Genomic DNA, 13,806 nt, shown 5'->3' with positions numbered 1-13,806 from the left:
GGTAGTGCCCGGGCGACGGACGGAATCCCAGGCGGGGCCTGCTCCGCGACCGGTGATCCGGGCGACGCCCGACCGGCGCCCGGCCGGTCGAGCCCGGTCGGATCACGGGGAACCGGGGCGGTGCCCGATCGACGGCCGGTGACCCCGGACCCGCTCGGCCCGCGGCACCCGGGCCGCCCGGTCGGCGCCGTAGCCGACCACCTCACCGGCGGAGCCGCTCAGCACGCTGCGTCAGCCCCGCCCACCCCACCTCATCCCACTCCGCTCCGTCACCGCACCACGCCCACCCCGCCCACTCCGTCACCGCACCGCGCCCGCCCCGCTCGTCTCCTCCCCCGACAACGCCCACGCCCCGTACGCCGCTCCCGCCGTGTCGAAGGACAGGGCGACATGGGACGCGGCGCAGTTCACGTCGCGCCAGAACCGCTGGACCGGGTCCGACGAGGACTGCCCGGACGTGCCGCCGGCGCGGAAGACGCGGTCGACGGCGGAGACGAGGAGTTCCACCGCGAGGGCGAGGTCCCGGGCGCCCCGGACCGCCGCCTCGCCCTCCGGTGGGCACTCGGTGCCGTCGGCGACCGCCGCCGTCCGCAGGATCAGGAGTTCGGCGGCGTCCACCTCGGCCGCCGAGCGGGCCAGGGAGACCTGTGTCGAGGGCTTCTCGCTCACGGCCTGTCCCCGGCGGTCGACGCGTGCGCCGGCCCGGGTGATCCAGGCCCGCAGCGCGCCCCGGGCCGCACCGACGAGCGGGGCGGCGAACGGCAGCGCGTTCACGGCGTGCATCGGCACGATGTGGCAGCGCGCGTCCGAGGCGGGTGCGCGGCCGGCGTGCACCACCGAGCGGGCCAGGGTGCGGTGTTCGGGCACGAAGGCGTCCGCGAGGACCAGGGTGTGACTGCCGGTCCCGCGCATCCCCACCGTGAACCAGCTGTCCTCGATGGCGAAGTCGGCCCGCGGCACGGCGAAGAACCGCACCTCGGGGCGCATGTCGGGACCCTGCGGGCCCTCCGCGGGTATCGCCGCGCAGGCCAGCGCCCAGTCGGCGAAGTGCACCCCGCTGATGTACTTCCACTCCCCGCTCAGCAACCAGCCCCCGGCCACGGGCTCCGCCTTGCCGGACGGCATGAGCGCACCGGCCAGCAGGGCGTCCGGCCCGTCCGCCCAGATCTCCGCCTGCCCCTCCTCGGGGAGGAACGCCGCGTACCGCCCGGCGTAGGCGGCCAGTGAAGCCGCCCACCCCGCCGAGGTGCAGCCCTCGCCCACCAGGCCGACCGCGGCGGTCAGTTCGGCGAAACCGCCGGCCTCGCCGCCATGGGCCACCGGTACGAAGTGGCGCGCGAAACCGGCGTCCAGCACCGCCCGGACCACCTCGGGCGAGAGCCGCCGCGCGGTCTCCGCCTCCTCCGTGTGCCGGGCCGCGACCTCCGCGACCATCGGCGCCCGGGACACGATCGTCGACTTGTCGCCTTGCGGCATTCTGCCCACCACCTCCGTCGGGAACGGCGAGAGTGTCCCCGGCCGCGCCCGCCCCCGACCGCACCCCGCCCCGAGACCACCCGACCGGACCGGAAAAGAGCCACCCGGAGCGGAAAACAGGCACCCGGAACGCCAAAGGGGGCGCCCGGATCACCCCGGGCGCCCCCTCGGTCGTACGACCGACGTCACTGACCTCTCTGCGACGACCTCTCTGCGACTTCTCTACGGCCCTCAGATCCGGACTTCGACCGTGCGCGCCAGCCGGTCGTGCAGGCCCCGCCCGTCCCGGTCCCAGATCAGCGCCGGGATCACGATGCAGAGGAGGGCGGTGCGGAGCAGGGTGCGGAGGAAGTGGGGGCGGCCGGTGTCGAGGGCGAGGACGCGGAGGCCGAAGAGGCGCTTGCCCGGGGTGAAGCCGATCGTGCCGACCGTGAGGACGCTCAGGACGAAGAAGACGAGGAGGGCCCAGTTGCCGGTCGCGCCCGGCTTGTAGCCGTGGGTGAGCAGGCCGTATGCGATCAGCAGGCACAGGCCCCAGTCGACGACGAGGGCGCCGAGGCGGCGGCCGGGGCGGGCGATCGAACCGGGGCCCTGCTCGGGCAGACCGAGCTGTTCACCGCGGTAACCGAAGTCGACACCTGCTCGCTCCGCGGCTTCGCGGGGCCCGGAGAGCCATGAGCCGATTGCATCCCTGTTGTCCACCCGTCCACGGTACTGCCCCCGTTCTGCCATGCGGACAGGAGGGGCCACGGGGGCCGGGACCGGTTAACTTGGGCGAAACAAATGGGTCACGCCAGAGAAATCCCCCGTCCCTAAGGTCGGGTCCAGCGTGTGCCACCGCACTGGCCGCACGAACGAACTACCACCCCGGCACGGACGGTCGGGAGTAGGAGGAGTGGATGTTCCAGAACGCCGACGAGGCCAAGAAGTTCATCGCGGACGAGGACGTCAAGTTCGTCGACGTCCGATTCTGCGATCTGCCGGGTGTGATGCAGCACTTCACACTGCCGGCCGCGGCCTTCGACCCGGACGAGGAACTCGCCTTCGACGGCTCCTCGATCCGTGGCTTCCAGGCCATCCACGAATCCGACATGGCGCTCCGCGCCGACCTGTCGACCGCGCGCGTGGACCCCTTCCGCCGCGACAAGACGGTCAACATCAACTTCTTCATCCACGACCCGATCACGGGCGAGCAGTACTCCCGTGACCCGCGCAACGTGGCGAAGAAGGCCGAGGCGTACCTCGCCTCCACCGGCATCGCCGACACCGCGTACTTCGGTCCCGAGGCCGAGTTCTACGTGTTCGACAGCGTGCGCTTCGAGACCAAGGCGAACGAGTCCTTCTACCACATCGACTCCGAGGCCGGCGCCTGGAACACCGGTGCGGTCGAGGACAACCGCGGTTACAAGGTCCGCTACAAGGGCGGCTACTTCCCGACCCCGCCGGTCGACCACTTCGCCGACCTGCGCGCGGAGATCTCCCTGGAGCTGGAGGCGTCCGGCCTCCAGGTCGAGCGCCAGCACCACGAGGTGGGCACCGCCGGCCAGGCCGAGATCAACTACAAGTTCAACACGCTGCTCGCCGCGGCCGACGACCTCCAGCTCTTCAAGTACATCGTGAAGAACGTGGCCTGGCGCAACGGCAAGACCGCGACCTTCATGCCGAAGCCGATCTTCGGCGACAACGGCTCGGGCATGCACGTCCACCAGTCCCTGTGGACCGGCGGCCAGCCCCTCTTCTACGACGAGGCCGGCTACGCGGGTCTGTCGGACACCGCCCGCTACTACATCGGCGGCATCCTCAAGCACGCCCCGTCGCTGCTCGCGTTCACCAACCCGACGGTGAACTCGTACCACCGCCTGGTGCCGGGCTTCGAGGCGCCGGTCAACCTGGTGTACTCGCAGCGCAACCGCTCCGCCGCGATGCGCATCCCGATCACGGGCTCCAACCCGAAGGCCAAGCGCGTCGAGTTCCGCGCGCCCGACTCCTCCGGCAACCCGTACCTCGCCTTCTCGGCGCTGCTCCTGGCGGGCCTGGACGGCATCAAGAACAAGATCGAGCCGGCCGAGCCGATCGACAAGGACCTCTACGAGCTGGCCCCCGAGGAGCACGCGGGCGTCGCCCAGGTCCCGACCTCCCTCCCGGCCGTCCTCGACCGCCTCGAGGCCGACCACGAGTTCCTCCTCGCCGGCGACGTCTTCACGTCCGACCTGATCGAGACGTGGATCGACTACAAGCGCACGAACGAGATCGCGCCGCTCCAGCTGCGTCCGCACCCGCACGAGTTCGAGCTGTACTTCGACGTGTGATCGAACCGATCGTCGGGTGCCCCCGTCTCTCTTCGGAGAGGCGGGGGCACCGTCGTACACGGACTGTTTTCGGAATGCTGGATTCGGGAGGGGTAACGGGGATGGGGCACCGGCAAGACGACGAGGAGCGGGAGTTCGACCTCAGGTGGGCGGACGGGGCCGAGTTCAAGGAGCCTTCCGCGCGGGCCCGGATGCTGGCGGCCCGGTGGAAGGAGAATCCGCCGGAGGCGATGCCGTTCCGGGGTGAGCCCGAGGGGGTGGGGCCTCGGCGGTCCTCGTGGATATCGACGGCGGTCGTGCTGGGGAGTGTGGCCGCGGTGATCGTGTTGTTGGGGTACGCCAACTTCCGGGCGCCGTAGTAGAGCTGGGCGGGGCGTGGAGGTGCGGCGGTGGCATCCATACTGACACGGCTGCTGCGGGAGGCCGGGCTTCCCGACTCACCCGCGTCCCTCCTCCCCGTCCCCGTCTCCGTCCTCATCCGATTCTCACCCGCCCCGACGAGCCTTTGCCCCGCCTAGGGTCGATCGGGACCGCTTCATGGGAAAGGGCGGGTGCACACTGGGCGGTGGGACGAGTGCCTGACTGCGGGGTGATGGCAGATGCAGAGCCGCTTCCGGAGCGACCGGCGGCTGACCGTGCGTATGGGTCTGACGCTGTTCCTGCTCGGGCTGTTGTACGTGGCGTTCGTGGCCGCGTTGATCGTGTTGCTGAAGTCCTGGGTGCTGGTCGTGGTGCTGGCGGGCGGGCTGCTCGTCGCGCAGTACTGGTTCTCCGACCGGATCGCGGTGTACGCGATGCACGGGCGGATCGTGGAGCGGGAGGAGTATCCCGAGCTGCACGGTGTGATCGACCGGCTGTGTGCCGTGGCCGACATGCCGAAGCCTGTCGTCGCCGTGTCGGACATCGACATGCCGAACGCCTTCGCCACCGGGCGGAACGCCGATCACGCCGTCGTCTGCGTGACCACCGGGCTGCTGCGGCGGCTGGAGCCGGCCGAGCTGGAGGGTGTGCTCGCGCACGAGCTGTCGCATGTGGCGCACAAGGACGTCGCGGTGATCACGGTGGCGTCGTTCCTCGGGGTGCTCGCCGGGCTGATGGTCCGGTTCGCGTTCTACTCGCAGATCTTCCGGGGGCGCAAGGACCAGAACACGCTGGCCGTGTTCGCGGGGATCATGGGGATCTCGGCGGCCGTGTACGCGATCAGCTTCCTGCTGATCAGGGCGCTGTCCCGGTACCGGGAGCTGGCGGCGGACCGGGCCGCGGCCCTGCTCACCGGCAAGCCCTCGGCGCTGGCCTCCGCGCTCACCAAGGTCGACGGCGACATCGCCCGGATTCCGACGAAGGACCTGCGGACCGCGCAGGCCTTCAACGCCTTCTACTTCAGCCCGGCGACCGGCACCGAGCCCGGCATCTCACGGTTCTTCTCGACCCACCCGAGCCTGGAGCAGCGGCTCGACCAACTGGGGCGGATCTCCGCCGAGTTGGGTGAGGCGGCGGTGCCCGGCATCGGGAAGGCGGACTGAGGATGGGGCTGCTGGACATCCTGCTCGGCCGTACGAAAGCGGTCGCTCCCGATCTCGACCAGCTGTTCGCGCTGCCCTCGGCGGCGGTGACGCTGGAGGCGGCGGCCGGGTTCCGGGCGACCGGGCGGGGTGCGGTGTGCTTCGCGACGGTGGAGGGCGGGGCGTTCGAGCAGACGCACCGTGAGGTGCAGGCGCTGCTGGACGCGGACACCGAACGCACGGGCCCGCCGGTGGAGTTGACCCAGGATGCCTACGGCTACTCGTGGCTGGTGTCGCGGCGCTCACCGGATCAGCTGTCGGCCCTCGTCAACGATCTGCACGCGGTGAACAGCGCGATGGAGGCCAACGGCTTCGGGCCCCAACTCCTGTGCTCGCTGGCCGGGTTCGAGGACGGCGGGGCCGACGGCGGCCGGCGGCTGGCGCTGGTCTATCTGTACAAGCGCGGGACCTTCTTCCCGTTCGCGCCGCTGGCCGGTGACGGTCAGCGGCGCGACAGCGCACTGGAACTCCAGGTCAAGTCGATGCTCGGCAACGACCTGCGGATCGAGCAGGACCTGAGCCGGTGGTTCCCGGTGTGGGGCGCCCCCGGGCTGTGACGGGCGCCCCGGTCTGCTACTTGCTCTTCTCCCGCGCCTGGCGGCGCGATTCCAGGGGGCGCTCGCGCTGGTAGCGGCGCTCCCACTTGGCCTGCTTGTCACGGCGGTCGCGGTACGCGCGGTAGCTCGACGGGGTGCTCCCCGAGGAGGAACCGCCGCCCGACGAGGACGACGTGGACGAGGTCGACGAGGTGGACGACGTCGAGTCCCTGCCGTACTGGACGTAGAGGAAGAGCACGGCGACGGCGGCGAGCCACCAGACGTGGTTTCCGAATCCCAGGACGACCAGGACGACGGTCCCGGAGATGACGATGGTGCCCATCACGGGCCTCCGTGGGCGTGGGTGTGGTGTCCGAGCGGTGTGGACTGCGTCCCGACAGGGCGCTGGGGTGGGCGCCGACCGTCGGTGGGTTGGGTGCGTCCGAGACTAGCGCCGACTCCGCAGGGTGACGCCGGTCCTGCGTGAAGCAGTGGTGACCTGCTCCGCAATGCGTCTCCAGCGTAGGGAGTCGGTCACTCGGTGTGCATCTTCTTTTTCGTGCGGGGTCCTCAGATGCCCGGCGACGCCGTGACCACGCCTGCCGCCACGGCCGCGCCGAGGGCCGCGTGGTCGGCGGTCGTCTGGGTGGCGTAGGTCAGGGCGAAGTCCGCGACGGCGCGTTCGAAGGTGTCCGTGCCGCCCAGGTACGCGGCGATCCCGATGCGGTCGCCGGAGCGCGCGTGGGCGCGGGCCAGGGCGGTGCCGCAGAGGCGGGCGTACGCGGTGAGGGCCGCCGGGCCCATGCCGACCACGTCCGCTGAGCCCTTCATGTCGCGCAGCTGGCGCCAGTAGAAGGCCCGGCCCTGCGGGCCCGTCATCCAGCCCAGGAAGATGTCGCTGGCCGCCTGGAGGAGGCGCTGGCCCGCCACGACCCGGTGGCCGGGGTGGACGTAGGGGCCGCTGGGGAGGTGCTCTTCCAGTACGGACTTCCGCGCCTCCTTGATCTGGAGGAACAGCGGGTCGTCCTGGTCGCGGCCGGCGAGCAGCACGATGAAGCAGCGGGTGCCCACACTGCCGACGCCGACGACCTTGCGGGCCGCGTCGACGAAGCGGTAGCGGTCCAGGAGGAGGCGGCGTTCCTCGGAGAGCGTGGAGCGGTAGTCGCTGAAGATCTTGCGCAGGGAGGCCGTGTCGGCGGCGCCGGCGGGTTCGAGGAGGGGTGGGTCGTGGACGATACGGCGTCGTCCGTCGACGGTCTCGGTCAGCTTGCCCAGGGCGTGCAGGCTGGTACGGCGGCGGGCGCGGGTGAGGCTGGACTCCACCCGGCGCCGGTGGCGGGCCGAACGCACCAGGGGCAGCAGGCTGTCGGCGTCGATCCGCTCGTACCAGACGGCGAGTTCGCCCTTGCGGGCCAGCTCGCGAAGAGCGGTACGGTACGCGGCTGCCGCCTCCAGCGCGGCGCGGTGGGCCTTCGTGTCGCTGTGGCCGTTCTCGCGGGCGGCGACCGCCACGCTCGCGGCGAGGCGCTTCACGTCCCATTCGAACGGGCCCGGGAACGTCTCGTCGAAGTCGTTCAGGTCGAAGAGGAGGGTGCGTTCCGGGGAGGCGTACAGGCCGAAGTTGAGGAGGTGGGCGTCGCCGCAGAGCTGGACCGTGAGGCCGGTGTGCGGCCGGGACGCCAGGTCCGCCGCCATCACGGCGGCCGAGCCGCGCAGGAACGCGAAGGGGGAGGCGGCCATGCGGCCGTACCGGATCGGGAGGAGTTCCGGGAGCCTGTCCCGGCCCTGCCGTTCGAGTACGGCGACGGGGTCCGGGCGGTCCACGGCGGGGGTCCAGTCGGCGTGGGCCGAGCGGGGAACGCGTTTGCGCGCGGCGCGGCCCCGCTCCGCTCGGTCCGCCGGGGTGGTCATGTGCCGTGTCTTTGCATGCCGCCGCCTTCTGGGATGGCACCGCCTGTTGCTTCGCAGTGAATCCAGGTCGGCGTGGGGGTGCATTCCGGGGACGTCGATCGGGTGAACGTTTACTGTCGGTCGAGAAGTGGACGTCTTCCAGGCGAGGTCGAAATGGCGCACACCCCCCGTCACATCCCCACCCCCGAACGCCGAGCGCGCCTCGCCCTACGCCACCGCCTCACCCCGCGCACCCACGCCACCACCCCCGAGGAGGTCGCCGCCTCCCTCGTCGCCCTGCACGGCAGTGATCCCGCGACGGTCTACCTCGCCGTGGGCGCCCGTCTCGCCGACGCCTCCGTCACCGTCACGGAGACCGCCCGCGCCCTGTACGAGGACCGCACCCTGATCCGTGCGCACGGCATGCGGCACACGGTGTTCGTGTACCCGGCCGAGCTGACCGCCGTGGTCCACGCCTCCACCGGACTCGCCGTCGCCGCCCGTGAACGGGCCAACCTGGTCAAGGACATGGCGAAGGCGGGGGCGCCGGACGCGATCTGGCTGAAGGCCGTCGAGGAGGCCACCCTGTCCGCGCTGACCCGGCGCGGACAGGCGACGGCGACCGAACTCGCCCTGGACGAACCGAGGTTGAAGGAACAGTTCGCCTACGCGGCCGGGAAGTCCTACGAGGGCGTGCACACCGTCTCGACACGGCTGCTCAGGGTGCTGGGCGTGGAGGGCAAGGTTGTGCGGGGCCGCCCGCTCGGCGGCTGGACGTCGAGCCAGTTCCGCTGGGCCGTGGCGCCCGCCCACCCCGAACTGGACACCGCCGAGGCCCAGGCCGCCCTCCTCGACCGCTGGCTCACGACATGCGGCCCCGCCACGGAGGCCGACCTCAAGTGGTGGACGGGCTGGCGTGTGACGGAGGTCCGCCGGGCCCTGGCGGCGATCGGCGCGGAACCGGTGACCCTGGACGAGGGCACGGGCTACGTCACCGCCGGCGACCTCGCCCCCGTGGCCGGTCCCGGCGAACCCTGGGCCGCCCTCCTCCCGGCACTCGACCCGACGGCGATGGGCTGGCAGCAACGGGACTGGTACCTCGCCCCGGAGCTGCGCCCCGCGCTGTTCGACCGGAGCGGCAATGTCGGTCCGACCGTGTGGTGGGACGGCCGGGTGGTGGGGGGCTGGGCCCAGCGCCCCGACGGTGAGATCACCTGGCGCGTCCTCGACCGGGAGGGGGTCGGACGGGAGGCGGAGGCCGCGATCGGGGCGGCGGCGGAACGGCTGCGGAGGTGGGTGGGCGAGACCCGGGTGACACCGCGGTTCCGGACGCCGGTGGAGCGGGAGTTGTCGGCGTAGTCCACACACCGGCCGGCCGGCCTGTCTGCCTGCCAGGAGAGTTCTCGGCGTAGCTCACACGCCGGTCGCCCTGCCCGAAGAGTTGTCGGCGTAGCTCACACGCCGGCCGCCCCCGGAGAGTTGTCGGCGTGGTTCACACACCGGCCGCCCTGCCCGGAGAATTGTTGGCGTGGTTCAAACACCGGCCGCCCCGCCCCGGAGACGCCGGCACCAACGCCGGGCGCCCCGAAAGCACGGGGCACCCGGCGCCATGGTTCAGCGCGAGTACCGCATCAGGGCCCGCACCATGTGACACGTCGTGTCCGACGGCGCGTGAACACCGATCAGCTCAGCGGTACTTCGGATCGTCTCGTTCCGTGCCTGGTTCGGAACGAACACCCCCGAGTCGAGCAGGGCGATGGCCAACCGCATCGCCTTGAGACGCCGGTTGTGCGTGACGTACCACTCCCGCGGACGTCCCGGCGGCAACGGACGCTTCTCCACAGGCACATACGGCAGATCGAGCTGGACGGGACGCTTCGCGGTGGACTGGGTGGGCAACGGCTTCTGCTTCAGTGCGGCAGCGGGCACGGGCATCCTCCTGTCGCGATCAGGGCACCGCCGGACCCCCCGGCGACACCCTCGAACACTTCTTCCATTCTACTGCCCGGCACTGACAATCGCCCCTGGCCACAAGGCCTTCAGGGGGTGCTGTGACGCAGGTGGAAGACGGGTTCTGACGTACCGTGAGTGGCATGGAGATCTGGATCAACCCGGCCTGTTCCAAGTGCCGCAGCGCCGTGAGTCTGCTCGACGCCGAGGGGGCGGAGTACACCGTCCGCCGCTATCTGGAGGACGTGCCGAGCGAGGACGAGATCAGGGCCGTACTGGAGCGGCTCGGCCTCGAACCGTGGGACATCACGCGCACCCAGGAGGCCGCGGCGAAGGAGCTGGGCCTCAAGGAGTGGGCGCGGGACGCGAGTTCACGGGACCGGTGGGTGGCCGCGCTCGCCGCGCACCCGAAGCTGATCCAGCGCCCGATCATCACTGCGGACGACGGCACGGCGGTGGTCGCCCGCAGTGACGAGGCGGTACGGGACGCCCTGTCCCGCTGACACGCGTCAGCCCGGCCGCCCCCCCAGCCCCCTTGTGACGCAGGTCACTTATGCGACTCCTGTGTCCAATGAGTTACATCGTTCGACCCGCCGTACATAGCGACGTACGCTCCCCTACCCCACAGGAGTCGCGCATGTCGCGCAGGAGAACGGCCAGTACGAAAAAGAAGCTGGCGCTGCTGGTCACCGCCGCCGCGGTCGCCGGCGGCGGGGCCTTCGCCCTGGCCACCACCTCGAACGCGTCGCAGTCGAACGGACAGAACGCTCGGACGCTGTCGGCCGCCAACTCGACGGTCTGTCAGGGGCTCGCCACCGCGCTGGGCAACAACCAGAAGTTCATCGACGGCCAGCGCGCGGCTCCCGACGCCCAGTCGAGCGCGCGGATCGCCAACCGCGAGGCCGTCATCGCACAGATCAAGGTGCAGCAGAAGGCGTCGGGCTGTGCGGTGGGGGAGTCGGCTCAGGACTCCCAGGCCGCGCAGCCGGCGCAGCCCGCTCCCGCGGGCTCCCCCGCCACCTCGGTCGCGACCCCGCCGGCGGCGGGCAACAACGCCGGCAACAACGCCGGCGGCAACGCCGCCGCGGGCAGCCAGGTCTGCAACGGCTCGACCGTCACGCTCTCCGGCGAGGCCGGTGCGCCTGCCGCGTCCAGCAACCAGTTCCCGGCCGGCACGACGCTGAAGGTCACCAACCTGGACAACAACAAGTCCACGACGGTGAAGGTCACTTCGGTCTCCGGGAGCTGTGTCCTGCTGAACAACGCGGCCTTCGAACAGGTCCGCGAGCCCGGCAAGTTCCTCATCCGCCGTGCTCTGATCCAGAAAGTGGGGTGATGCTCAGGGTCCGAGAAAACCGGTGAGGTGACGGCCCAGTCGCTCCGGCGCGGCATGCGGCAGCGCGTGATGGGAGACGTCCGGGAGGATGTCCGTCTCGACGCGAGGCAGCAGACCGCCCGCCCGGGCCGCCACCAGGTGCGTGTCATGGGTCCTGCTGCTTCCGGCCAGAAGCAGCAGGACCGACGCGTTCAGCCCGCGCAGCGCCTGGGGCGTCGGGCGCGGTCCGGTCACCGGCCGCGCGGACGGGAACCCCGCGCCCGCCTCCTGGAGGCGCAGCCAGTCGGGGTCGAACGCCGCTCCCCCGGTCTCCCACGCCAGGAACGCGCGGACGCGGCGCGGAGTGGGCCGTAGCAGCATCGGCAGTGCGTGCAGCAGGTACGCCGTCTCGAACCCGGCGAAGCACTGGGTCGGGTCGAGGAGGAACAGACGGCGTACGCGGGCGGGGGCGCGCAGTGCGTAGTGCAGCGCGATCCAGCCGCCGTACGAGTGCCCGCCGAGGTCCACGACCGGCGCCCCCAGCCCGTCGAGCACCGCGTCCAGCCAGGTCACCAGGTCGGCCACGGTGCGCGGGCGGCGGCCGGCCGCGGGGACGCTGCGGCCCGGGGCGCCGATCAGGTCGGGGGCGTGGAGGCGGTGGGTGCGGGCGAGTCGGGAGGCCTGGGCGTACCAGGATGCCGAGGTCGCTCCCCCGCCGCCGGGGAGCAGCACGAGCGGGCGGCCGTCGGCGGGCCCGCACACGTTGACGTACGTCTGCCCGAACGGGGTGGGGACGACGACCGCCTCCCGCTCGGCGGGCCACTTCGCCATGACCTTGTCATACGCGGACTCGAAACGGTCCCTGTCGTACCGGCCGCGGTTTCCCATGGTCACCCACTCCCCCTATCATCTCGCTGAACGAGATACTCGGCGAGCGAGATGATAGTCGGAGGCGGCCGTGCCGAACCAGAAGGCGGACCCCGGGCCGGAGATGGAGATCGTCCATCTCCTGCGTGCCGTGGCGGTCGAACTCGGCCTGCACAGCGCCCGGTTCGCGAACCAGAACGGTATGCACCCCACGGACGTACGCGCCTTGATCGCCCTCATGGACGCGGCGCGGGCCGGTACCGAGATGACGACCGGGCGGCTCGGCGGCGCGCTCGGGCTCAACTCGGCGGGGACCACCGCCCTGGTCGACCGGCTGGAGCGGGCCGGGCAGGTGCGGCGGGTGCGGAGCGAGGGGGACCGGCGCAAGGTCGTCGTCGAGGTGGACCAGCGGGCCGTCGCTCTCGGGCAGGCCTTCTTCGGTCCGCTCATCGACAGGGCCGTAGGGCTGCTCCAGGGCTGCGACGAAAGGGAGTTGGCCGCGATCCGGGGGTTCCTGGCCGGGGTGCGCGAGGCCGCCGCCGAGGGCTAACCCCATCGCATACGAGCCGGTCGGCCGCGCGCGTCTGCGAGTGCGAACAGCGGGTTCACAGCGGTCTCCCGGGTGTGCCGCGCGCGGGTCGCGTGAAGCGCGCCACAGCACCACCAGGTAACACGGGGTTCACAGTCGGGCAATGATCGGGAAACCGCCTGTTGACAGGCTGCGCGGCATGAATCGTGGCGCCCCAGTGCCGCTGCGCCGCAGCACCGCGAGTGCGACCGAAAGACCCACCCCGAAGGATGTGGCCCGTGACCTTCAAGGCTGAGTACATCTGGATCGACGGCACCCAGCCGACGGCCAAGCTCCGTTCGAAGACGAAGATTCTGGCCGATGACGCCAAGGGTGCCGAGCTGCCGATCTGGGGCTTCGACGGGTCGTCCACGAACCAGGCCGAGGGGCACTCCTCGGACCGCGTGCTCAAGCCGGTCGCCAGCTTCCCGGACCCGATCCGCGGCGGCGACGACATCCTCGTCATGTGCGAGGTCCTCGACATCGACATGACGCCGCACGAGTCCAACACCCGTGCCGCGCTGGCCGAGGTCGTCGAGAAGTTCGGTTCGCAGGAGCCCATCTTCGGCATCGAGCAGGAGTACACCTTCTTCGACGGCTCGCGCCCGCTGGGCTTCCCCGAGGGCGGCTTCCCGGCCCCCCAGGGCGGCTACTACTGCGGTGTCGGCGCCGACGAGATCTTCGGCCGCGAGATCGTCGAGGCCCACCTGGAGAACTGCCTCAAGGCCGGTCTCGCGATCTCCGGCATCAACGCCGAGGTCATGCCCGGCCAGTGGGAGTTCCAGGTCGGCCCGGTCTCCCCGCTGGAGGTCTCCGACCACCTGTGGATCGCCCGCTGGCTGCTCTACCGCACCGCCGAGGACTTCGGCGTCTCCGCGACCCTCGACCCCAAGCCGGTCAAGGGCGACTGGAACGGCGCGGGCGCGCACACCAACTTCTCCACCAAGGCCATGCGCGAGGGCTACGACGCGATCATCACCGCGTGCGAGTCCCTCGGCGAGGGCTCCAAGCCCCTCGACCACGTCAAGAACTACGGCGCCGGCATCGACGACCGTCTGACCGGCCTGCACGAGACCGCCCCGTGGAACGAGTACTCCTACGGCGTCTCCAACCGCGGTGCCTCGGTCCGTATCCCGTGGCAGGTCGAGAAGGACGGCAAGGGCTACATCGAGGACCGCCGTCCGAACGCCAACGTCGACCCGTACGTCGTGACGCGCCTCATCGTCGACACGTGCTGCTCCGCACTGGAGAAGGCCGGCCAGGTCTGATCCACCCCGCACTCGCGAGAGGGGCGCCCACCGTGACGGTGGGCGCCCCTCGGCGTTGCGGCGGG

General features: G+C 71.2%; 15 protein-coding genes. 9 read left to right on the top strand and 6 right to left on the bottom strand.

Annotated elements, in window-relative coordinates:
• Positions 1 to 300: 300 nt before the first annotated feature.
• Both ACIRB1_RS09140 and ACIRB1_RS09135 read right to left on the bottom strand, forming a co-directional pair.
• On the bottom strand, positions 301 to 1,476 hold the full coding sequence (locus tag ACIRB1_RS09140; protein WP_403465116.1) for an acyl-CoA dehydrogenase family protein: 1,176 nt from the start codon (positions 1,474 to 1,476) through the stop codon (positions 301 to 303).
• A 231-nt stretch (positions 1,477 to 1,707) separates the two neighbouring features.
• The gene (locus ACIRB1_RS09135; protein ID WP_403465115.1) at positions 1,708 to 2,178 is read right to left on the bottom strand and encodes an RDD family protein; all 471 of its coding nucleotides are present in this window, start codon (positions 2,176 to 2,178) and stop codon (positions 1,708 to 1,710) included.
• Positions 2,179 to 2,375: 197 nt separating this feature from the next.
• On the opposite strand from ACIRB1_RS09135, the gene glnA reads away from it, so the two are divergent.
• The 4 genes from glnA to ACIRB1_RS09115 all read left to right on the top strand — a co-directional run bounded on the left by glnA (position 2,376) and on the right by ACIRB1_RS09115 (position 5,904).
• Positions 2,376 to 3,785 (top strand): type I glutamate--ammonia ligase, encoded by a 1,410-nt coding sequence (gene glnA, locus ACIRB1_RS09130; protein WP_352183585.1) that lies wholly within the window; start codon positions 2,376 to 2,378, stop codon positions 3,783 to 3,785.
• Between the two features lie 101 nt (positions 3,786 to 3,886).
• Positions 3,887 to 4,144 carry a hypothetical protein gene (locus ACIRB1_RS09125; protein WP_403465114.1) on the top strand — a complete coding sequence of 86 codons (258 nt, stop codon included), beginning with the start codon at positions 3,887 to 3,889 and terminating at the stop codon, positions 4,142 to 4,144.
• Positions 4,145 to 4,384: 240 nt separating this feature from the next.
• Complete coding sequence (gene htpX / locus ACIRB1_RS09120; RefSeq protein ID WP_403465113.1) at positions 4,385 to 5,308, top strand: zinc metalloprotease HtpX; 924 nt, start codon at positions 4,385 to 4,387, stop codon at positions 5,306 to 5,308.
• A 2-nt stretch (positions 5,309 to 5,310) separates the two neighbouring features.
• Positions 5,311 to 5,904: a hypothetical protein gene (locus ACIRB1_RS09115; RefSeq protein WP_403465112.1), complete on the top strand. Its 594-nt coding sequence runs from the start codon at positions 5,311 to 5,313 to the stop codon at positions 5,902 to 5,904.
• Positions 5,905 to 5,920: 16 nt separating this feature from the next.
• Here ACIRB1_RS09115 and ACIRB1_RS09110 read toward each other — a convergent pair whose 3' ends face one another.
• Positions 5,921 to 6,226, bottom strand: a complete 306-nt coding sequence (locus ACIRB1_RS09110) for a hypothetical protein (protein ID WP_352183572.1) — start codon at positions 6,224 to 6,226, stop codon at positions 5,921 to 5,923.
• A 227-nt stretch (positions 6,227 to 6,453) separates the two neighbouring features.
• Complete coding sequence (locus ACIRB1_RS09105) at positions 6,454 to 7,794, bottom strand: DUF2252 domain-containing protein (protein WP_403465111.1); 1,341 nt, start codon at positions 7,792 to 7,794, stop codon at positions 6,454 to 6,456.
• Between the two features lie 153 nt (positions 7,795 to 7,947).
• Between ACIRB1_RS09105 and ACIRB1_RS09100 the strand changes: the two genes are divergently transcribed.
• Complete coding sequence (locus ACIRB1_RS09100) at positions 7,948 to 9,132, top strand: winged helix DNA-binding domain-containing protein (RefSeq protein ID WP_403465110.1); 1,185 nt, start codon at positions 7,948 to 7,950, stop codon at positions 9,130 to 9,132.
• Between the two features lie 255 nt (positions 9,133 to 9,387).
• On the opposite strand, the gene ACIRB1_RS09095 is transcribed toward ACIRB1_RS09100, so the two are convergent.
• Complete coding sequence (locus tag ACIRB1_RS09095; protein ID WP_352183569.1) at positions 9,388 to 9,702, bottom strand: hypothetical protein; 315 nt, start codon at positions 9,700 to 9,702, stop codon at positions 9,388 to 9,390.
• A 164-nt stretch (positions 9,703 to 9,866) separates the two neighbouring features.
• Between ACIRB1_RS09095 and ACIRB1_RS09090 the strand changes: the two genes are divergently transcribed.
• Positions 9,867 to 10,226 carry an arsenate reductase family protein gene (locus ACIRB1_RS09090; RefSeq protein ID WP_352183568.1) on the top strand — a complete coding sequence of 120 codons (360 nt, stop codon included), beginning with the start codon at positions 9,867 to 9,869 and terminating at the stop codon, positions 10,224 to 10,226.
• 134 nt (positions 10,227 to 10,360) lie between these two features.
• Positions 10,361 to 11,059, top strand: a complete 699-nt coding sequence (locus tag ACIRB1_RS09085; RefSeq protein ID WP_403465109.1) for a hypothetical protein — start codon at positions 10,361 to 10,363, stop codon at positions 11,057 to 11,059.
• A 3-nt stretch (positions 11,060 to 11,062) separates the two neighbouring features.
• Here the strand turns inward: ACIRB1_RS09085 and ACIRB1_RS09080 are convergent, their stop codons facing one another.
• Entirely contained in the window at positions 11,063 to 11,926 is an 864-nt protein-coding gene (locus ACIRB1_RS09080; RefSeq protein WP_403465108.1) for an alpha/beta fold hydrolase, read from the bottom strand.
• Positions 11,927 to 12,029: 103 nt separating this feature from the next.
• Between ACIRB1_RS09080 and ACIRB1_RS09075 the strand changes: the two genes are divergently transcribed.
• A complete protein-coding gene (locus tag ACIRB1_RS09075; protein ID WP_403465378.1) occupies positions 12,030 to 12,455 on the top strand; it encodes a MarR family winged helix-turn-helix transcriptional regulator in 426 nt (141 codons plus the stop codon).
• Positions 12,456 to 12,712: 257 nt separating this feature from the next.
• Entirely contained in the window at positions 12,713 to 13,741 is a 1,029-nt protein-coding gene (gene glnII, locus ACIRB1_RS09070) for a glutamine synthetase (protein ID WP_403465107.1), read from the top strand.
• Positions 13,742 to 13,806 lie beyond the last annotated feature (65 nt).

Origin of the sequence: Streptomyces sp. NPDC096013, from assembly GCF_044763565.1 — a bacterium.
Taxonomy (GTDB): domain Bacteria; phylum Actinomycetota; class Actinomycetes; order Streptomycetales; family Streptomycetaceae; genus Streptomyces.
The sequence above is the reverse complement of the archived record's forward strand: the minus strand, read 5'-3'. Positions and strand labels throughout refer to the sequence as shown.